General features: G+C 31.2%; 19 protein-coding genes. 12 read left to right on the top strand and 7 right to left on the bottom strand.

The window, feature by feature from the left end; translation table 11 throughout:
• The first annotated feature begins 46 nt into the window (after positions 1–46).
• On the top strand, positions 47–1,825 hold the full coding sequence (locus tag MED152_RS00535; protein ID WP_015479884.1) for a long-chain fatty acid--CoA ligase: 1,779 nt from the start codon (positions 47–49) through the stop codon (positions 1,823–1,825).
• A gap of 77 nt (positions 1,826–1,902) precedes the next feature.
• Complete coding sequence (locus tag MED152_RS00530; RefSeq protein WP_015479883.1) at positions 1,903–3,099, top strand: hypothetical protein; 1,197 nt, start codon at positions 1,903–1,905, stop codon at positions 3,097–3,099.
• A gap of 56 nt (positions 3,100–3,155) precedes the next feature.
• On the opposite strand, the gene MED152_RS00525 is transcribed toward MED152_RS00530, so the two are convergent.
• From MED152_RS00525 to MED152_RS00515, 3 genes are all read right to left on the bottom strand, one after another.
• Positions 3,156–3,764 carry a thioredoxin family protein gene (locus MED152_RS00525; protein WP_015479882.1) on the bottom strand — a complete coding sequence of 203 codons (609 nt, stop codon included), beginning with the start codon at positions 3,762–3,764 and terminating at the stop codon, positions 3,156–3,158.
• A gap of 3 nt (positions 3,765–3,767) precedes the next feature.
• Positions 3,768–4,304: a TlpA disulfide reductase family protein gene (locus MED152_RS00520; protein ID WP_015479881.1), complete on the bottom strand. Its 537-nt coding sequence runs from the start codon at positions 4,302–4,304 to the stop codon at positions 3,768–3,770.
• Positions 4,305–4,387: 83 nt separating this feature from the next.
• Positions 4,388–5,170 (bottom strand): S1/P1 nuclease, encoded by a 783-nt coding sequence (locus MED152_RS00515; RefSeq protein WP_015479880.1) that lies wholly within the window; start codon positions 5,168–5,170, stop codon positions 4,388–4,390.
• A gap of 120 nt (positions 5,171–5,290) precedes the next feature.
• Here MED152_RS00515 and MED152_RS00510 point away from each other — a divergent pair, with 120 nt between their 5' ends.
• The 10 genes from MED152_RS00510 (at position 5,291) to MED152_RS00480 (ending at position 14,062) form a co-directional block, all read left to right on the top strand.
• Positions 5,291–6,151 (top strand): SPFH domain-containing protein, encoded by an 861-nt coding sequence (locus tag MED152_RS00510; protein ID WP_015479879.1) that lies wholly within the window; start codon positions 5,291–5,293, stop codon positions 6,149–6,151.
• A gap of 2 nt (positions 6,152–6,153) precedes the next feature.
• Entirely contained in the window at positions 6,154–6,315 is a 162-nt protein-coding gene (locus MED152_RS13695; RefSeq protein ID WP_187288762.1) for a hypothetical protein, read from the top strand.
• Positions 6,315–6,473: a DUF4177 domain-containing protein gene (locus tag MED152_RS13455; RefSeq protein WP_015479878.1), complete on the top strand. Its 159-nt coding sequence runs from the start codon at positions 6,315–6,317 to the stop codon at positions 6,471–6,473. Before MED152_RS13695 ends, MED152_RS13455 begins: the two co-directional genes overlap by 1 nt.
• Complete coding sequence (locus MED152_RS13690) at positions 6,474–6,971, top strand: hypothetical protein (protein ID WP_015479877.1); 498 nt, start codon at positions 6,474–6,476, stop codon at positions 6,969–6,971.
• Between the two features lies 1 nt (position 6,972).
• Positions 6,973–7,884: a S9 family peptidase gene (locus MED152_RS00500; protein ID WP_015479876.1), complete on the top strand. Its 912-nt coding sequence runs from the start codon at positions 6,973–6,975 to the stop codon at positions 7,882–7,884.
• A gap of 16 nt (positions 7,885–7,900) precedes the next feature.
• Entirely contained in the window at positions 7,901–8,065 is a 165-nt protein-coding gene (locus tag MED152_RS13450) for a hypothetical protein (RefSeq protein ID WP_015479875.1), read from the top strand.
• A gap of 102 nt (positions 8,066–8,167) precedes the next feature.
• Positions 8,168–11,347, top strand: coding sequence for a hypothetical protein (locus tag MED152_RS00495; RefSeq protein WP_015479874.1), 3,180 nt, complete (start codon positions 8,168–8,170; stop codon positions 11,345–11,347).
• Position 11,348: 1 nt separating this feature from the next.
• Positions 11,349–12,014: a DUF2490 domain-containing protein gene (locus MED152_RS00490; RefSeq protein WP_015479873.1), complete on the top strand. Its 666-nt coding sequence runs from the start codon at positions 11,349–11,351 to the stop codon at positions 12,012–12,014.
• The gene (locus tag MED152_RS00485; RefSeq protein ID WP_015479872.1) at positions 12,011–13,318 is read left to right on the top strand and encodes a DUF819 domain-containing protein; all 1,308 of its coding nucleotides are present in this window, start codon (positions 12,011–12,013) and stop codon (positions 13,316–13,318) included. The genes MED152_RS00490 and MED152_RS00485 overlap by 4 nt, the downstream gene beginning before the upstream one ends.
• A gap of 39 nt (positions 13,319–13,357) precedes the next feature.
• Positions 13,358–14,062 (top strand): DUF4369 domain-containing protein, encoded by a 705-nt coding sequence (locus tag MED152_RS00480; protein WP_015479871.1) that lies wholly within the window; start codon positions 13,358–13,360, stop codon positions 14,060–14,062.
• A 73-nt stretch (positions 14,063–14,135) separates the two neighbouring features.
• On the opposite strand, the gene MED152_RS00475 is transcribed toward MED152_RS00480, so the two are convergent.
• The 4 genes from MED152_RS00475 to MED152_RS00460 are packed head-to-tail and all read right to left on the bottom strand — an operon-like array spanning position 14,136 to position 21,806.
• Positions 14,136–15,569, bottom strand: a complete 1,434-nt coding sequence (locus MED152_RS00475; protein WP_015479870.1) for an MFS transporter — start codon at positions 15,567–15,569, stop codon at positions 14,136–14,138.
• Between the two features lie 11 nt (positions 15,570–15,580).
• Positions 15,581–17,077 carry a glycoside hydrolase family 30 beta sandwich domain-containing protein gene (locus MED152_RS00470; RefSeq protein ID WP_015479869.1) on the bottom strand — a complete coding sequence of 499 codons (1,497 nt, stop codon included), beginning with the start codon at positions 17,075–17,077 and terminating at the stop codon, positions 15,581–15,583.
• 6 nt (positions 17,078–17,083) lie between these two features.
• A complete protein-coding gene (locus MED152_RS00465) occupies positions 17,084–18,376 on the bottom strand; it encodes a glycosyl hydrolase family 17 protein (protein WP_015479868.1) in 1,293 nt (430 codons plus the stop codon).
• A gap of 4 nt (positions 18,377–18,380) precedes the next feature.
• Positions 18,381–21,806 (bottom strand): hypothetical protein, encoded by a 3,426-nt coding sequence (locus MED152_RS00460; protein ID WP_015479867.1) that lies wholly within the window; start codon positions 21,804–21,806, stop codon positions 18,381–18,383.
• Between the last annotated feature and the right edge of the window lie 14 nt (positions 21,807–21,820).

Below are 21,820 nucleotides of genomic sequence, written 5' to 3'. Positions count from 1 at the left end.
AAATCAAGGATATTTCATTAGATTTACGATATACAAATTAGAATATATGCCAACAGAAATTTCGAGGATTTTTGATTTTCCTTATTTTCAACTAGAAAAGTACAATCTTAAGAAAGCATTAAATACAAAATACAATGGTAAATGGGAATCACTTTCCAGCCAAGAGTACATAAACAAAGCAAATCAACTTAGTAGAGGTCTATTAAAATTAGGAATTAATCCTAACGAAAAAATAGCAATTATATCTACAACAAACAGAACAGAATGGAATGTTTGTGATATAGGTTCTTTGCAACTTGGTGCGCAGACTGTGCCAATTTATCCAACAATTTCAAAAGAAGATTATGAGTATGTATTAAATCACTCAGAAGCTACTTATTGTTTTGTTTCAGATGAAACTATTATTGAAAAATTAAATAAAATTAAGGGTAACACCAAGTTAAAAGAGGTGTATACTTTTGATGATATTAAGGGTGAAAAAAGCTGGACCGAAGTTCTTGAATTAGGAAAAGATGATAGCAATCAACCAGAAGTTGAAGCTAGAAAAAAAGATGTAAAACCTGGAGATTTAGCTACGCTAATTTACACTTCTGGAACAACAGGAAGGCCAAAAGGTGTTATGCTATCTCATAGTAATATTGTTTCTAACGTATTAACTAGTGAAGAAAGAGTGCCTTTAGAAAAGGGTAAAGATAAGGCCTTGAGTTTTTTACCTGTTTGTCACGTTTTCGAACGCATGATTTTATATTTATACCAACTTTGTGGAACTGAAATTTATTTTGCAGAAAGCTTAGAAAAATTGACAGAGAATGCTCAAGAAATTAAGCCTAATGTGATGACAGCTGTACCTAGGTTGTATGAAAAAATATACGATAAAATTATTCTAAAAGGAGAAGATTTATCTGGAGTAAAGAAAAGTTTATTTTTCTGGGCTGTTAAACTAGGTTTGCGTTATGAACCTTATGGAGCCAATGGTTGGTGGTATGAAAAACAATTAGGTTTGGCTAGAAAATTGATCTTTTCTAAGTGGCAGGCAGCCTTAGGTGGAGAATTAAAATTAATGGTTTCTGGAAGTGCTGCTTTACAACCAAGATTAACTAGAATCTTTGCAGCAGCAGAAATGCCTATCATGGAAGGTTATGGTTTAACTGAAACATCGCCTGTAATTTCTGTAAACTTTGTAAATCAAGGTGGAGAAAGAGGTTTTAAAGTGGGTACTGTAGGTAAAGTGATCAATAGAGTTGAAGTAAAAATTGCAGAAAATGGCGAAATTCTTGTTAAAGGGCCTAATGTTATGCAAGGTTACTACAAACAACCAGATAAAACTGCAGAGGTTTTAAGAGATGGTTATTTTCATACAGGAGATAAAGGTGAGTTAGATAGTGAAGGTTATTTAAAAATAACGGGTAGAACCAAGGAAATGTTCAAAACTTCTGGAGGTAAATATGTAATACCACCATTATTAGAAGGTGAGCTAAAACAATCTCTTTTAATAGAACAAGTAATGGTAGTTGGTGAAAATGAAAAAATGCCAGCAGCTATTATTCAACCGAACTTCGAATACCTTTCAGATTGGGCTAAGAGTAAAGGAATTTCTTTTGGCAATAATGAAGAGTTAGTTTCTAATGAAAAAGTAATTGCTAAATACCAAAGAACTATTGACAAGTGTAATGAGCATTTTGGTAAATGGGAACGTATTAAAAGATTTGAATTAACTCCTGATGAGTGGTCTATTGATGGTGGGCATTTAACACCTACCATGAAAATGAAGAGAGAAATTATAAAAAACATTTACAAAGATTTGTACGATAAGATATATAATTAGTACCTTTAAGTTATAACAGATTTAGAATTAGTAGAAAACCCCCTGAAAAAAATCAACTAACTTAAAAATCAAGCGATATGTTTCATACTGCAGACATTTCAGAGCATAAAGAGTACACGAGTAAAGGTTTTCAAATTTTATTAACTTCTCTGGCATTAATTGTAAGTGTTGGGGTTATGATTTCTTGGTTTACAGGAAATCTGCAAATGTTAAGTATTTTACCAGGAGGAGCTACAATGAAGTTTAACACTGCTTTGGTTTTTTTCTTGGCAAGCATTAATACTGCAATTATACTTTCAGATAAAAAAGCACTTCAAAACATTTTTGTTGTTTTTTCTATTCTTAGCATTTTAATTGGTTCATTTACCTTATTAGAATATGCCTTTACACTTAATGTGGGTATAGATAATTTATTTGTAAAAGATAATTTATCTATTGTTAATAGTGGTATGATGTCTCCTGCAACAGCCATATGTAGTATACTAATTGGTATTGGTTTTTTAGGATTTAGTACTGCAAACAAAAAACTACAATTTATTGGTAGAGCTGCTAATGTTATAATTTTCTCTATATCCATTTTAGCAATTGTATCTTATGTACTTACAATTCCTTTAGAAGAAAAAACAACATTGTTTAGTTCAATGGCTATACATACAGCTATACTATTTTTCTTTTTCTCTATATTTTTAGCTATGTACAACTATGGCTCATTCTATTTAAAAGTAGTAAAAGCAAGATATGGCTTAAGTAAAACTGCAATTGAACTTTTACCAAAAACACTATTTTTTACTGCAATTGTAGTAAATATGATGTTTATTGGAATTTACTTAGATTTATTTGATGCAAATTTTGGGGTATTTACAGGCACTTTAATTTTGGTATCTATGTATGCTTACATATTAAGCTTTAATATAGAGCGTAAATTAAGAAAAAGCAATGATGCTACTTTTAAAAAATATACATATACCATCAACAACTCAGTAATAAAGGCTAAAAAGGAAATTAAGTATACAAATGAATTATTTCGTTTTAAAGAAAATGTGACTGACAATGAGCTAATGAATAAACTTTTTTCTGAACTTAATTTAGAGATTAGTTCAGAAGAATTTGACACTATTTGGAATACCCTAAATGCAGGGAAAACCTGGTCTGGAAATATTAAAAAAAGAGGCTTAAAGTTAGATGCTAATTTAGTTTGCACCACTATTATTCCATACAAAAACTCAAAAGGAGCTTTAATCGAATTCTTTGTTACAAAAAGACAAACTGTATAACACAAAAAAATCCTTGGTAAAATTACCAAGGATTTTTTTTATTTAATGCTTATATTTTATTTTGTCTTAATTGAACATCCAATAGCTTTCGTTTCAGTCTTCTCTATCTTTTTTCCAGCTAGTAATGCATCTACAGCATTTTCTACATATTTCTCGTTAACAGCATCCGGATTTCTAGAACTGTCATCGATAGCACCAATGTACTCTACTTTCATTTTAGGCTTACTAACAATATAAACATGAGGTGTTTTTGTAGCTCCAAATTTAGGATATACCTTCTGGCCTTTATCTAGCAAGTAAGGAAAATTAAATCCTTTTTGAGCTGCTCTTACTTTCATTGCTGCAAAACTATCATCTGGTACTACATCAGGATCATTAGGATTTATTGTAATTACAGGAAACCCTTTAGATGCATACTTTGCATTTAAAGCTATTATTCTGTCTTCATTTGCAACAGAATAAGGACATGTGTTGCATGTAAAAATAATAATAAAGCCTTTTGCATCTTTATAATCTGATAGAGAGACCATTTTATCATCAATATTCATTAATGAAAAATCTGCTATAGTATCTCCTACTTTATAACTAGATGAAGATTTTAAAGTAAACGCACTTGCCAATATTACTACTGCTACTAATGCAAAAATTGTTTTTATGGTTTTCATAGTTTATATATTTAAAAATGATTTTAATTCGTTTTCTAAATTCTCGTATTCAAAAGATTGTTCGTAAAACTTTCTTTGTTTTTTATTATAAATTAAAGTTGCTGGTATAGCCCCACTCCAGCTTTCATCAATAGCATTAATCCATACATTTTCGTTAGTATCATCTAGAAGAATTACTTCAGATTGAAGCTTTTTTCTATTAATAAACGGAATTAACTTCTTTTCAACTTGCTTAGGAAAATCTAAACTCACTAAAATTACCTCAACATTTTGATTTTTATATTCTTCATTAATCTTTTCGAAATAGGGTAATTCTTTTACACAAGGTGCACACCAAGTTGCCCAAAAGTTAACAACATATGTCTTTTCATCTTCCTTTTCTAAAAGTGGTTTTAGTTGTACATAATTATATGTTTTAACCTCAGTTATTTGTGATGAAGACTCAACATTTGACACCTCAGAAGCTTTCTTGGAAGCAACATTTTCTTTACAAGAAATGAAGGCTAAAATTGATAATAGAACCAGTAGGTATTTTTTCATAATAGATAAAATTAAGAATTTCAGAAACTTTAACGACATTTAAAAACTACATTAACAGATGTTTAACTTCTGTAATGAAAACTTTAATCAAAAATATCATTTAAAATTTTTGCCAAACGAATTCCACCTTTTTGCAATTGTTGTCTTACAGTTGCAAAGTGATCATAAGAATATCGATATCTTAAATTTTCTCCAATTTTGGCTGAATTGTAAACATCATCTGTAATTTGATGCACTTCATTTACCCAATCTACCACAGAACCTTGCTCTATAAACTCAATTTGCTTTTTAGATAATTCCTCTGCATTATCAGCAAGATCTGTATAACTCATTTGATAATCATCTATCATTTTACTATCCCAAACACTATGTAAATTAGTACCTCTACCAAACCATTGTACTTGCACATCATTACCTCCTTTATCTTCCTTACGACCAATATGTAGAGGTTGATGTAAATCTCCTATAAAATGAACTAACATTTTTAAATGAAAGTTTTTGTCTGCTTCTGAACTAGCATCATCTTCAAGAACTTCTATACACTTTGCGATCCCTGTTACCAAATCTCCTTTCGGATTTTTTGCTGATTCTTCATAAGTTTCAGTTAACCCCATATTCACATAATGCCAAGGAGAATAAGCTCTGTAAGCTCTGTCTGATTTAATTTCATCTGCAAAAGTTGATACAAATGCCAAACTTTGCCCTTTTAAAAGCTTATCTATTTTTCGTTTCGCTTTTTTAGTTAAATGTTTCTCAGCTATTTTACCAGTAACTCTATGACCAGTTTTTCCCCAGAAATATACATCTTCTTTAGGGGTTGATGCTACAAATAATAAAGAAATAAGAGCTAATACTTTGATATTCATTTTATTCTCTTTTAGATTAAATTTTAGCTAAAGTAAAAAATTAATTACGTAAATATTTGGTTAATAAAAAAAGTTTTACATATCTTTATGATATCATTTTAATATCAAAAAAAATCAATCATGACAGCAGAAAAAATTATTAAGCCAGCAAATGGTTATTTAATGTTAGTAATTGTACTTACCCTATTTGTAGGAAGTATAGTACTTGGCATTCAACAAGAACAACCTTTATATATTATTGTTAGTGTTTTAAGTTTTTTTGGATTATTTGGTTTTATTCTAGTAAACCCAAATACTTCTAAAGTAGTAGTACTTTTTGGTAAGTACGTTGGTACCATAAAAGCAAATGGTTTGTATTGGGCCAATCCTTTCTACACCAAAAAGAAGATATCTTTAAGAGCAAGCAACTTTGATAGTGAGCGTTTAAAAGTGAATGATAAGTTAGGTAACCCTGTAATGATTTCTACAATTTTAGTATGGAGAGTTACAAATACTTACAAAGCTGCTTTTGATGTTGATAATTATGAAAACTTTGTTCGTGTTCAAACGGATGCAGCTGTTCGTAAGTTGGCTAGTATGTATCCTTATGATAATTTTGCAGACGAAGATCATGATGAGGACATAACTCTTAGATCTAGTGTAAATGAAGTGTCTGAAGCACTAGAAAAAGAAATAGATGAACGTTTAACCATTGCTGGTATTGAGGTTTTAGAAGCTAGAATTGGTTATTTGGCTTATGCTAATGAAATAGCATCTGCCATGTTAAAAAGACAACAAGCAACTGCTATTGTAGCTGCAAGACATAAAATTGTACAAGGTGCTGTAGAAATGGTAGAAATGGCTTTAGACGAGCTTAATAAAAAGGATATTGTTGAGTTAGATGAAGAACGCAAAGCTGCAATGGTTAGTAACTTATTAGTAATCTTATGTGGAGATAAAGAAGCTTCTCCTGTAGTAAATGCAGGAACCTTAAGTCATTAATATTGGATAATAATAAAAATACTAAAAGTAGTTCAGGGCTTTCTATAGGCATTGCCATTGGTACAGCCTTTGGAGTCATATTTGGTAATATCGCTATTGGAATAAGTTTAGGGCTTGCTCTTGGTATTGCATATGATGCCACTCAAAATAAAAAAACTAAATAATGAAAGAATACAGAGTAATTCAACCAAAATTGGGTTTTAGAAATAGATTTCAAAATTTTGAAGATATACTAAATCAATATGCCAGAGAAGGTTGGAGAGTAGTAGAAATTTCTCAAGGATGGACAAGTGTCGTTTTTGAAAGAGATAAAAACAGATAAATGAAAGTTTTTAAAGAAGAACAACGTTTTACGCAAACTTGGCTAATTGTACTTATGGGCTTTAGCCTTATAGTGCCCTTGGTATTAATCACTAGAGAATTCTTGAAAGAAAATTCAGAATTTACTGTGGGCGGATTTTTAGGCGTAGTTGGCTTATTAATTGCCAGTATTGTTCCTATCTTTTTCTTTAAATTAATCACTAGAATAGACGAAGTTGGCATTCATTATCGCTTTTTTCCTTTTCACTTTAAAACAAAACGAATTACTTGGCAAGAAATCGAAAAAGCTTATGTTAGAATATACGATCCTATAGGAGATTATGGAGGCTGGGGTTTAAAAGGTGGATTTTTATGGAATAAATCTAAAGGAATTGCCATTAATGTTTCTGGGGATATTGGCATTCAATTAGAATTGAAAACTGGAAAAAAAATACTCATTGGCACTCAGAAAAAACAAGAAGCCACAAGCGTTATCGAAACTTATACTAAGAAATTATAAAATGAAACAAACTTTACTCTTCATCAGCTTAATAATTTATAGTACTACCTCACTTTTTGGTCAAATAAAATCTGAGGACATTACTATAAATAACATGGCCATTCAATTACCAGGAACTTTAAGCTATAGTTCTGTAAATGAACCTTTAATAATTTGGGTACATGGTTCAGGAGGTGTGAATAGAAATGGAAATACACCAAATTATATTCAACAGTTTAGAGAAAAAATCAATCAAAAAGGAATTGCCTTTTTTAGTTATGATAAACGAACTTCAAATCCGCAAAATGCAAAATTTATTCAAGAAGATGGTATCTATTTCTCAGATTTTGTAAGCGATTTAAAAGAAGTAATCAATCATTTTAAAGAGGATAATCGTTTTTCTGAAATCATTTTAGCAGGCCATAGTCAAGGCTCTTTAATTGCGATGCTTTCTTTAGATAATGTGGACAAATATATTTCTGTAGCTGGTGCAGGTGAAACTATAGATAAAACTTTAGTTAGACAAATTAGTGCACAAAGTGCAGAGTTTGGCAAGTTAACAGCAGAATACGTGAAAGAATTAAAAGAAACTGGCTCAATCAAAGAAGTAGATCCTAATTTAATGTCACTGTTTGCAAAACAAAATCAACCATTTTTAGCATCATGGATTGCCTTAAACCCTATTGAAGAAATTACAAAGGTAAAAATACCTACACTCATCATTAATGGTGATAAAGATATACAAGTGCCAATAGTAGATGCAAAAGCTTTAAAAGAAGCTAAGCCTGAAGCTGAGTTGGTGATTATTAAAAACATGAATCACGTACTAAAGAATATTGAGAAAGATGGGGACAATTTAAAATCTTATATGAGTGCAGATTATCCTATTTCAGAAGACTTAATAAATACAATAGTAGCATTCATCAAGAAATAAAGAATTAGTATATAGAATGGCAAAAAAGAAAGCTTTCGCATTGCGAGTTAATGAAGATATGATTAAAGCCATAGAAAAATGGGCTGCTGATGAATTTCGCTCTACGAATGGTCAAATAGAATGGATGCTTATGCAAGCATTAAAAGACGCAAATAGGGCACCTAAAAAAAAGGACGAATAAATTTATAAATTCAATTTTGTTAAAATGAACGCTCAATTTTTATTGAGCGTTTTCTATTTTGTATCTTGTTCCCAATTCAATAAATTCAACAAACTTTTCCGAATGAAAAATTTACTAACAATTTTATTTTTGAGTGCTACTACTCTACTCTTTTCACAAGAATTCTCAATGGATTTGGTTAAAAACATGAAACCAAGAAATATTGGTCCAGGTGGTATGTCTGGTCGTGTAACCTCTATAGATGTTGTAGAGTCAAATCCAGAAATTATGTATGTAGGTACTGCTTCTGGTGGTATTTGGAAATCTACTTCTGGTGGAATTAAATGGGAGCCAATTTTCGAAAATGAACTTACAGCTTCTATAGGAGCAGTTGCCATTCAACAATCTAACCCTAGTGTAATTTGGGCTGGTACAGGAGAAGGTAACCCAAGAAATAGTTTAAATGGTGGTTTTGGTATTTACAAATCTTTAGATGCTGGTAAAACATGGCAAGCTATGGGTTTAGAAAAAACCAGACACATACATAGAGTTATAATTCACCCAACAAATCCAGATATTGTTTATGTGGGCGCTATTGGTTCTCCTTGGGGAGAACATAAAGAACGTGGTGTTTACAAGACTACAGATGGTGGAAAAACTTGGAAACAGATTTTATACAACAATGATAAAACTGGTGCTGCAGATTTAATTATGGATCCTAAAAATCCTAATAAAATTATTGCTGCTATGTGGGAGCACAAACGTGATCCTTGGTTTTTTAAATCTGGAGGTGAAGGTTCTGGATTATACATAACTCATGATGGAGGAGATAATTGGAAAAAAATTACAGATAAAGAAGGTTTTCCAAAAGGCGAATTAGGAAGAATTGGCGTAGCTATTGCACCAAATAATCCAGAAGTAATCTATGCCTTAGTAGAAGCTAAAAAGAACGCTTTGTATAAAAGTGAAGATGGTGGCTTTAAATGGACGAAAGTAAATGACAAACCTGGTATAGGTAACCGACCTTTTTATTATTCAGAGATTTACGTAGACCCTCAAAACGAGAATAGAGTTTATAGCGTTTTTACTTATGTGAATGTATCTAATGATGGTGGTAAAAACTTTAAACAGTTAATGCCAGCTTATGGTGTAGATAATGGTGTGCATCCAGATCATCATGCATGGTGGATTCACCCAAGCAATGGTAAATTTATGATTGATGGTAATGATGGTGGTTTAAACATTACTAAAGATGGTGGTAAATCTTGGAGATTTATTGGTAACATTCCTGTAGCTCAATTCTATCATATAAATGTAGATAATGAATTTCCTTATAATGTTTATGGAGGGATGCAAGATAATGGTTCTTGGAGAGGTCCTGCCTATGTTTGGAAAGCACAAGGAATTAGAAATTCTTATTGGCAAGAAATTTCTTTTGGAGATGGATTTGATGTAGTGCCAGACAAAGATGATTCAAGATATGGTTGGTCTATGAGTCAGCAAGGATCTGTGGTAAGATACGATCATATTACAGGTAACAACTATTCAGTAAAACCAACACATAAAGATCCAAATATAAAATTGCGTTTCAATTGGAATGCAGCCATAAATATGGATCCTTTTGATAATAACACGCTTTATTTTGGAAGTCAATTTGTTCACAAATCGACTGATAAAGGTTTAACTTGGGAAGTAATTTCACCAGACTTAACTACAAATAATCCAGAAAAATTAAAGCAATCTGAAAGTGGAGGCTTAACTATGGATGCTACAGGTGCAGAAAATCACTGTACCATTTTAGTAATTGAACCTACTTCTTTAGAAAAAGATGTTTTATGGGCTGCTACAGATGATGGTCAAGTGCATATCACCAAAGATGGTGGTGCTAATTGGACCAATGTTGCCAAAAACATTAAAGGTTTACCAGAATTTAGTTGGATAACTCAAATAAAAGCATCAAATAAAAACAAAGGAGAAGCATTGTTAGTAGCCAATGATTATAGAAGATTCAACTATACTCCTTATGCATACAGAACTAAAAATTATGGAAAAACTTGGGAACGTATTGTAGATGAAAATGACGTGCAGAGTTATACTTTGTGCCTTGTAGAAGATCCTGAAAACAAAAATCTATTATTCTTAGGTACAGATGATGGTCTTTATGTATCACTAAATGCAGGTGATAAATGGACAAAATGGACGAATGGTTTTCCTACAGTTCCTGTAAAGGATTTGGTAATTCACCCAAGAGAACATGATTTGGTTATTGGTACTTTTGGTAGAGCTGCATGGGTTTTAGATGATATTAAACCTTTAAGAGCAATGGCTAATAAAAATAGCCTGAATAAGAACATTCAATTATTTGCTCCTCCAGTTGCTTATCAAAGTGCCAGCCAACAGCCTACAGGAAGTAGATTTGGTGCAGATGCAATGTATCAAGGAGAAAACAGAAAAGGTGGTGCAATACTTTCTTACTACGTAAAGATAGATGATAAAAAGGCTGATGAAAGTAAAAACGAAAAAACAGATAAAACAACGAAAGTAAAGAAGGACTCAATTACGCTAGAAGTTTTTAATGGATTAACAAAAATTAGAACCTTAAAATTTAAAGCTCCTAAAGAAACAGGGATACATAAAACGACTTGGTATTTGCGTGAAAAAGGTGTTGCAAGAGCTTCTAGAAGAATTCGTAAATCTACAAGAGAACCAGGAGGAGTTACTGTAAAACCAGGAGTTTACAAACTAAAAATGACTTATGATGGTGAAACTTCTGAACAAGATATTATTGTAGCATACGATCCAAGGTTAAAAATATCTGATGAAGCAATAAATCAAAAATACAATGCCAGTAAAGAGCTAGAACAATATCAAGCTAAAATTGCTGCTGTTGTAAAACAATTGGTTGAAAGTAAAAATACAGTTGCTTCAATAAAATCTGATTTAACAAAAGAGGATAAAACCAAATTTAAAAACGAAATTAAAGCATCTAAAGAAATCGATAAGAAGATAGATGAATTAATTGCTTTATATCTTGGTAAAATTGACAAAAGACAAGGTATTACAAGAAATCCGGAAATTACAGTTAACCAACGTTTTGGTCAAGCAAGTAGATATATAAGATCTAGATTTGGTGAGCAAACTTCTACAGAAACTGTTCTTATGAATCAGTTTGTAGAAGAATTTAAAAAGGCAGTCGCAGAAACTAATACTTTCTTTAATAATGATTGGATGGAGTACAAGAAATCTGTTGAAAACATAAAAATTTCTCCATTTAAAGACACCAAAATTTTTGCGGTCAATTAGAATGAGCTTAAAAAAAGTTTTACTCTGCGTTTTTGTTTTAAGTGCCACTTTAACAAAAGCGCAGCAATCAGATCAGCAACTAGGTGCTTGGTACATGTATAATGGTTCTCATAAAATAGCAGATAAAATTGCTATTAAAACTATGGCTCATTATAGGTATTATGAAGTTTTAGGAGAATTTCAGCAAGAAATTTATAGACTAGGTTTAAATTATACCATAAACCCAAAAATAAATTTTACTGTTGGTTATAGTTATGTTAATACAAATACTGAATTTAAGGTTTATTCTAACAATTTAGAAGAGCATAGATTGTACGAAGACCTAAACTTAAAGGGCAAACTTAACAATATTAAACTAAGGCATCGTTTACGCTTTGAACATCGATTTTTTAATTCAACATCAAGTCACTGGTTTCGTTACGATTTGAATGCCAATTATTCTATTACAAAAAGTTGGTCTTTTTATGCATTTAATGAACTGTTTTTAAATATTGATAAATCAAAACGATTTGTTCAAAACTGGACAGGTGCAGGATTTTTACATCAAATTAATCAACAACTAAAACTTAAGTTCGGCTACTTTTACCAGAAATTACCTGATGAGGGTTTTCATAGATTACAATTTGGAATTATTTTAAACACAAATCATCTAAAGAATAAAAAATGATAGAACCAATTTTCACCAATGATGCCATAGTTTTTGGTATTCTTATGCTTTCATTAGGTTTTGTTTTTTACACGGAAAACATCAAAACTGGCTTTTGGAGTAAATTTTATAAAATTGTTCCAGGATTATTTATGGCCTATTTTATACCTGCTCTTTTTACAACTTTTAGAGTTATAGCTCCTGAATGGGAAACCGAAAACGAAGTAGGAGAAATCATTAAAAATAAATCTCAATTGTATTATGTGGCAAGTAGATTTTTATTACCTGCAGCTCTTGTTTTAATGACTTTAAGTATAGATTTAAAAGCCATTTTTAACTTGGGTTCTAAAGCATTAATTATGTTTTTTACAGGTACTGTAGGTATTATTATTGGTGGTCCTATAGCTATTCTATTAATCTCTATTTTCTCTCCTGAAACAGTTGGTGGTGCAGATTTTGATGCGGTTTGGAGAGGCTTATCAACTTTAGCAGGAAGTTGGATTGGTGGTGGAGCAAACCAAACAGCAATGTTAGAAATTTATCAATATAATCCTTCTAAATATGGAGGAATGGTAATTGTAGATATTGTGGTTGCCAATGTTTGGATGGCTATTTTATTAATAGGTATTGGTAAAAAAGACAAAATTGACAAATGGTTAAAGGCAGATACTTCTGCCATTGAAGATTTAAAGCAAAAAGTAATTCATTTCTCTGAAAAAGTAAGAAGAAATCCAAGTTTAACAGACTTAATGATAATGCTAGCTATCGGATTTGGAACTGTAGGTTTTGGTCATTTTTGTTCCAAATATCTGGCTGAATTCTTCTCGAATTTCGTAGCTTCTATAGAATCGCAAACATGGAGAAATATTTTCTCTTTCTTAGGTTCTAGCTTCTTTTGGTTAATAAGCGTATCTACAATTGTTGCTATACTACTATCGTACACCAAAGCCAAAAACTACGAAGGTGCAGGCGCAAGTAAATTAGGTAGTGTTTTTATTTACATTTTAGTGGCCACTATTGGTATGAAAATGGATTTAAATCAAGCTTTAGAGAACCCAGGATTAATGATAATTGGATTAGTGTGGATGACCATTCATGCAGTACTTTTAATTATAGTAGCCAAAATTATTAAAGCTCCATACTTCTTTTTGGCAGTAGGAAGCCAAGCAAATGTTGGTGGTGCAGCTTCTGCCCCAATTGTTGCACAAGCATTTCATCCTTCTTTAGCAACAGTTGGTGTATTACTAGCTGTGTTTGGTTATGCAATTGGTACAATTGGCGCAATTGCTTGTACTATTTTAATGGAATTATCATCAACTTTATAAAAAATTAAGCATATTTGCAATCGTAAATTTAAGAGATAAATGAAAAGAGTTTTAGCTGTTTTAGTACTAGCAATCGTACTATATTCTTGTTCATCTAAAAAAGATGGCAACATGATTGTTCAAGGTCAAATAAAAGGTTTAAAAAAGGGGAAACTTTATTTACAGAAAATGCAAGATACAGTTTTAGTTTCTGTAGATTCTGTAGCTTTAAATGGTTCTGATACCTTTAGATTAACGGATGATGTAAATTCACCTGTTTTATACTATTTAACTTTTGATGGTAATACTACTGACAAAAGAATTTTATTTTTTGGTGAACAAGGTACTATAACTATTAACGATAATGTTGATGAATTTGGGTTATATCCAGAAATAACAGGTTCTAAAAATCAAGAAGTTTTAGATCAATTTAATAAAGTTAGAAGTAGATTTCAAACAGAGCGTTTAGAATTTATTAAAAAGGATTTTGATGCCAAAAGAGCTAATGATCAAGAATTGATTGAGAAGTTAGAGAATGACTACAACAGATTGGTAAAAAGAAGAGTTTTGTACACCACAAACTTTGCAATTACAAATGCCGATTATGAAGTAGCTCCTTATTTAGCATTAACAGAAATGTATGATGCTAGCTTAAAAATGTTAGATACTGTAAATGCATCACTTACTCCAAGAATTAAAGAATCTGAATATGGTAAGCGTTTTCAAGAGTATTTAGATAACATCAAGAAAAACGAAGCGCAATAGAATTTTAAGATATTTTAAAACAAAAAAAACGAGCAATTAGCTCGTTTTTTTTTGTTTTATATAATTTTGCAATTTAATCTAGCTTGGCCTTTCTAGCTTCTAATTGGGCTCTAATTTCGTTGGCCTTTTCTTCATCTATATCATAATCTTTCATAATATACATAGCAACTAATGTTCCTAACACTGGAAGCACACAAAAGAAGGCATGTAAGCCATCAACTGCTCCTACTTGGTCTGTTGTAGGTAATTCTGAATTAAAGCCTACAATCCAAATAATTAAGCCACTAAAAGCACCTGCAATTGCAAACCCCACTTTTACCATCCACCAATAAATTGCTCCAAAGATACCTTCTCTTCTTAAGCCTGTGTTTAATTCATCTACGTCTATAATGTCTGCAGTCATAGACATCATTATTGTAAATAAACTACCAATTCCAAAAGAGAAAAAAGGCAATGCAACAATATATAACCAAGGTTTACCTGGCACAAATAAAAAGTAAAGAAGTACATAACCAAATATTGAAATTCCTTGTGCAATTAAAAAAGCTTTTTTCTTGCCAAACATTTTAGACATCTTCGTAATTATAGGTATTACTAAGAAGGTTGTTCCTAAAGCTCCAAGACAACCAAACAATGAAACCCAAATACCAGAATCGCCTGCATTACCATTAAATAATTTGTACACAATTACAAAAAATGTAAGTGATGAAACTGCCATAAATGCATTGTAAATAAAAAATGTAGCTCCACAAAGTTTTCTAAATTCTTTAATTTTAAAGGCTTCTACAAAGCTTTGTAATATTTTATTTAAACTACCACCAATATTTGAAAAGTTTAATGGTTCGTAATCTTTGTCTAGAGTAGATTCACTTTTTATAAAAACAGCAGGTACAATTGCGCAAAGCGCACAAGGTATAGCCACCCAAACTGCTAATTCTCTTACAGCAACTTCTGCAGAAGGAAACCAATCAGGGTCATACATAAATACCCAAAACCAAGGTGCAATTACCCAAGCCCATTGACCAATCCATTGAGCAATAGCCATTATACTTGTTCTTTCATGAAAATCATCACTCATTTCATAACCCATAGCTACATAAGGCACACTAAAAAAAGTAAGCCCTAAATAGAATACTACAGACCAAAGAAAAAAGTACCAAAAGTTATATTGCAGTGAGTTTTCTTTAAACAATTGCCACATAAAAATATAGGCAACCCCCATAATAATACCTCCAATTAAAACATACTGTCTTCTTCTACCCCATTTTGATTTTGTATTATCTGAAATAAAGCCCATTATTGGATCTGTTATAGCATCAAATAATCTTGGGAATAAGTAAATCATAGCCCACATTAAACCAGTAAACTTCAAATCTTCTACCAGTATTACCATAAAAATACCTAGAATTGCAGGAAACATTTGGTTGGCAAACATACCCACCCCAAATGCAATCTTTTGACCCATTGGAACTTTCTTGCTTCTTATTTGTGCTGTTTGAGTAGACATACTTATTTTTTTTATGATTGTGAAATAACAATTGTTTGCAACGATTGCCCTTTTATATCTATGTTAACACTTTTATTATTTAGCATTAAACTTATCTTTTTATCTTTTTGTTTCTCATTAAAAATAACAACTGCAATAGAACCATCTGTATTTTTAGCAGCAGTAATCATTAAATCTTTATCTGAATGAGTTACTTCAAAAATTTTCGCTTCTGGCCTTATATATCTTGAAAAGTGAGTCATTACATAATATAAAGGTGTAAAATAAATTTCATCGGCATTTTCATCAACAATAACTGGTGCAACACACCAATTCTTAAACCAGTTTGGACCTCCTTGTTTGTTTAAAACCATGTTCCAATCTATCCAACCATCTACATAGTTATTTAAACAACCAATAATATCTCTTGCATATCTGTTAACTGGCGCGTATTTAGGATGCATTGGTTTGTCTTTTTCAGGAGCCCAATCCCAACCCCAATCTGTAGCTTCTTTAGACCAATACCAGGCATCATCTTTCCATTTTGGAATTTCAGAATCTACACAAGCCTCTGATTGGATTAAGTATTTATTTGGTGCTTTTTGATGAGCATATTGCAACTCATCTGGATAATAATGATAGGTACTTGCATACCAGTGAATGGCTGTACCATCAAAATAAGAAGAGGTTTCCTCGTTTTTGTACTGTGAGTCTACCCACTCTTTTAAATGTTCTCTATTTTGATCATATCCCAAAATTTTTACCTCAGGATAATCCTTTCTTAATTGTGGCCCTAAATGATTTTGCACAAAATTGGTCATTTCATCTGGAGTGTAGTGCATACTTTCCCAGTTATTACCATTTCCTAAAGGCTCATTTTCAACAGTAAATCCCCAAATATCAATCCCAACTTCTTTATAAGCTGATACATATTTTGAAAAGAATAAAGCCCAAGTGTCATGATATTCAGGTAGTAATTTACCTCCTACATAATTTTTATTGTTCTTCATCCAAGGTGATGCTGTCCAAGGAGAGGATAAAATTTTGAATCCGTCTTTAGATACTTTCATAGCATCTTTAATCATCGGAATTATATCACCTAAATCTTCCTGAATGCTAAAATGCTCTAACTCCATATCATTTTCTACTGGAGCATAAGAGTAATTAGATAGTGAAAAATCAGACGAATTCATATGAGTTCTTGTTAAAGAATACTTTGCTCCTGATTCACCAAAATAAGCTTCAATGATAGAATCTCTATTCTTTTTGCTTAAGTTATTCAAGAGATAAGCTGAAGCTTCTGTAAAAGAACCACCAAAACCTGTAATAGTTTGTTTAGTTTGATTTGGTTTCAGGGTCACCTGAAATCGATTATCTGAAGTATTGTCTGATAAAGTTTCTAATGCTACTAAATTATTTCCAGCTGCTGATGTTTCAAAAACTTGAACATCTAACACCTTAGAGTCATTATTGCAGCCTAATAGACTTATAACAAATAACAAGAAGCAAACATTTTTACTAAATTTCATATTCTACTACTTTTTATAATCTGTGTTCGGTAAATTCACAGTTGACAAAAGCATATCTATATTGCCATTAAACGTTTTTTTAATAGGATGACCATCTCTTTTTAAATTGGCAAAGGTTCCTTCATCTACTAAATCCCAAATTGGATATTTTGCCTCTCCCTTTAAGGTGAACAACCCAAAATGATTTTCTGAACCATTTTCATTTTTAGCATCTTTCCATTGTTCGTCAAAAGCTTCGAAATAAAAACATGATATTTGATTTTTATTGGTCCAATCACGCATACTTTTATAATATAAACCTTGTTTGTATTCATCTGTAGCTCTAGAACCATTAAATCCATAATGGCCATTAGAAACTGTTGCCCAGCCAGATTCTCCTATATGAATTGACTTTGTAGAATCGATTGATTTTACGTATTCAGACACATTCTCGTATTGATTTTTTGCAAAATTTAAAGCACGAACCATGGCTTTATCTACAATCTCTTGTTTAGATAATTTTTTATCGGCTTCTGGAGTAGTCCAAAAATCTGAATTATAGTGTGTGTTATGATAAGGATAGGTATGCATAGAAACATAGTCTACAGCTCTAATTAATTGCCTTAAGTCTTCAGTTCTGTAGCTATCAGGACCTCCACCCCAAGATGAAAAATCATCAGAAGAAGTAATCCATAAATCTTTAGAAAGTTTACCATCTTTCTTTAATTGTTGCAAATGATTTACCCACTTTAAAATTACTTTTGGTTGCACATAATAGCTTGCAGCCCAATTAACCATAGCTTCATTACCTACTGCTATGATTTTAACAATGTCTGGATATTTATTTGCCAAAACTACAGCTCTTTCTATTTCACCTTCGTTTTGCGGACTTTCTTCATTGTGATTTGGAGCTTTGTCTGTCCAAGCATTTAAACAATCTATCCAAGCACCCAACATTACATACATTTCAAAAGAATCATCCTCTTTTTTTAGTTGATGAATAGCTTCTAATACATTAGATGCATGAGGATATTGAGTTTGCACATTATAGGTTCTTATTATTCGAATACCCATTGCATGTAACAATTTCAAATCTTCTTTTAATTGTGCAATTGTTGGTTGAATTGTTCTTGATTTAGCTCTATAGCCTCCATAAGAAATTGCTAAATATTTAGGATTACCCAAAATATCTTTAGCTGTAAGTTTTACTTCTGTTTTTTGTTGTAAACCTGAACTCTCTTTCGATTTAACTTCGTTTTTACAAGAAGATAAAACCAAAATAAGACCACAAAAAACGTATGTAAATAAGCTATTCTTCATTCAATTACTTTGTAATAAATACTTCTATTTGATGTACCTTATTTGCTCTATTAAACAATTCATTACTTGTAGCTTCATCTAAAGCTAAAGCATTAAAGACTTTTTTATCTCCAGAAACAAAAGTGATTTCAATTTTTTCTTCTTCTGAAATTGTATACAAAATTGGTACTTGACAGTAAGTGAAACACAATTGATTTTTCCTTAAATCTAAAGCTTCTTCTGTATTTGCAACTGAAATATAATTAAACGTTTTTGCTTCTGTTAAAAACTCAGATTCTTTTAATAATCTTGGTTTAAACACAATTTTACCATCGGTTACAAAAACACCCAACTCACCAAATCTACTTAACAAATCTTCTTTTACTTGACCTGTCATTCCTGGTTGTTGAGCTCCTTTATTTGCTGGAGTATGTGAATAAGCATCTGTAGGAAAAGCACCATATAAATCTGGTGATTTATGAACACCAATTCCTGCATTTATTTCATAATAATGATCTAACAATCTTCCAATTATTTTTTCATCTTCATTAGAATTAATAGCTAGTAAACAGTTTTCTTGAACAGCTAAAAGCAATTTAGAAACCATATGCCAATAAATTGAGCCTAAACCTTCATAACCAAAGAAGGTTCCAGATCTACCTGTAAAACTTTTGTGATCAAAAATTTCTTCAAAAACGCCTAAAACATAATCTTGCTCTTTAGTTACCAATTCTTGATATGAATCTGGTAAATTGTTAAAAGCTTCTTTTAAACTATCTGCATTATTGAAATTACCATTAAAATGATAATTACCCAAAGCATCTTTTTCTATAACTTCTTTGTTATTATCATTAACTAAAGTTTGCAATAACTCAGAGTTATCCACTTTATTATTTGGTATGTTATTCTTTTTTGTAAATCTTGGTAACTCTTTATTTGGATATAAAATATAACTGTATTGATCATCTCTAAACAAAGCAGATGCCTTTAAACCATCTAATAAATCTAACGCTTGTTTTGGAGACAAATAACCTGAACTTAGTACCGAAACTTGCCCTTCTAACATTTCAGACAAATAAGATATAGAAACCTCTTTATCATTTTCTAACGTCATTAAATTATAAGCATGATACATATTATCGCTTCTCTTATTCGCTCTAATACTATGCTCTAAGTACTCATTTGTAATTTTTAAGAAATGTGATAAATCATTTTTAGATAGTGTTGTTTTTTCTGTAGAAAAACCGTCTTTATACACTTTTAAGCGATAATCACTAGCAGGATTTCCTAAGCCATCTAAAACTCTTTTTCTATCCATATCAGAAACACTAGAATCTAATATGCTCTGATTATTATTTAGTGTAGAAACTACTTCGTTAAATAAGGTTGCAACTTCTTCAGAAATTTGAACTTCATTAGATGTGGCATCATTTAAAACACCTTCAAAGAAATTGATGAACCTTCTTAAGTAGTATAAAGTTACCATAGAAACACCATTACCAACTAAAGCATTATTGGCATCGTTCCATTCTGGTCTTTGTGTGTTTAACCAAATACCTCCTTCAGGTATAAAGTTTGAAACCTTTGCTAATATTGTTACTAATAGTTTTTCTATTAGATTCACTTTATAAGGCTGATTATTTTTATCTCTTAAAAGAGAACCATCTGCACCTATTTCTGCCCTTCTTTCTTCTATTTTTTCGTTTAATCTATGATCAAAATCAATAGTATCTTTTGGATTCTTTAAAATATCACTAAACGATTTTATTTTATATGGAACGTTAGCATAAACAAATATATCATCATTAAATAGTGATGCTAATTTAGATGGATAATGTTTTTCTATAAATTCTAAAAATTTTAATAGATAGATTATTTGGTGATCTCCCCAATAACCTATGTAAGACCAAGGATCATTCTCTTCAATCACCTCCCAATCAAAACCATCTTTAGTAACTCTGTAAGGATTGTACCCCTCAAAAGTAGTTGCGTTTAAAAACTTATGAATCATACTCTCAATAAACTGAGGGTAAGAATGTGCTAATGCTTCCCAGTTTTGAAAAATATCTCTCCAGTTACCTTCATAGTCTAAAACCTTAGAACCATCTATTTCACTTTTAGTGTTGATAGAAAACCTATTCCAAGGTCTACTTGGATCACCATGTCTTCTACTAAATTTTAATGGTAAGTATTCTAAACAAAGTCTTTTAAAATCTTTGTTAGCATCATTATCTGCTAATTCTTTAATATGTTGTAATGAAAAAGTTTCAGGTAAATTGGCTAATAAATCAGCTTTAAGCTCACTTAATGGCTTGTTTGCCTTTGTTAAATAGGTTACAAAATCATCTTTTTCTATGGTATAATTGTCATCAAAAATTCCACCTCTCATTATATTAAAAAGCGTATTCGAAAAATGTCTTGTATTCACAAGAGCATCATTAGACAATTGCAATCCGTCTGAAGCTGCAGCTAATTTTATCAAATTTTCTGTACCTGAATTAATGCTTTGCTGTAAGATATCAGCTACATCTTTATCACTTTTAATCAGTTCAGAAATTCGAACAACATCAGAAACGGTTTGGTTTACGTTTGCAACCAATAACCAAGATTTTTCTGAGCTTGCAGCAACAGAAATTGAACTATTTAATAAATAAGCACCTTTTTCTGCCTTAACATCTACCTCTTCTTTAAGGTCAATACCTCTTCTAAAATTGTTTAATTGTAATGAACACAATAAATGTTTCGGATTCTCTAAACCTAAAGACCAAATTAAATTTGCCTTTAAAGCTTCACTAGGTTCAGCTTTATCTACAATTATAGCACTTAAACTAAAAATACCTAAACCAGAATCTTTTTCAAGTTCGCATTTTTTATAAGCATCAACTAAATTACTACGAATACCTTGAATATCTGAACCTACTCCATAGGGTATAACATCTTGTACACCATCTAATAAAGAAACTTCTAAATTATCTGAAGAATTATTTACAAAGGTTGCTTTTCTTACAAAACCAAATTCATCACTTGAGTTCCACTCATACTTGAATGAAACTTCTAAATCCTCGTTTATTTCCTCAAAAATAACCTTGTTACCGTAAATGTTTTTGTAGATATTTCTTTTGATATTGTAGATTCCTGCTTGTCTCTCAGAAAATGGTTCCCACAAGTTTTTCTTACCATTTTTAGTAATATGAAATATACTTTTACAACCTGTAGTTTCTGCTAAATCTGTAATCTTATCATCTGTATAATAAGGAAAAAGAGCATATTCTGCATTTTTTCTACCAGCAGTAAGACCACCATTACTTGAAATAAACATCCAATGATTTGAGTCTGAAACAATCGTCATAAAAAAAGGACGCATTGTGTGACTATTAGAAATTTTGTAATAAGATTCGTTGGCTAAGGTTACTAATTCACCTTTAACTTGAGGGTTTAAATCTGTATTCATATAATTAGTATAAA

The sequence above is a fragment of the Polaribacter sp. MED152 genome (genome assembly GCF_000152945.2).
Lineage (GTDB): Bacteria > Bacteroidota > Bacteroidia > Flavobacteriales > Flavobacteriaceae > Polaribacter.
This window is presented reverse-complemented; position numbering and strand designations above follow the sequence as displayed.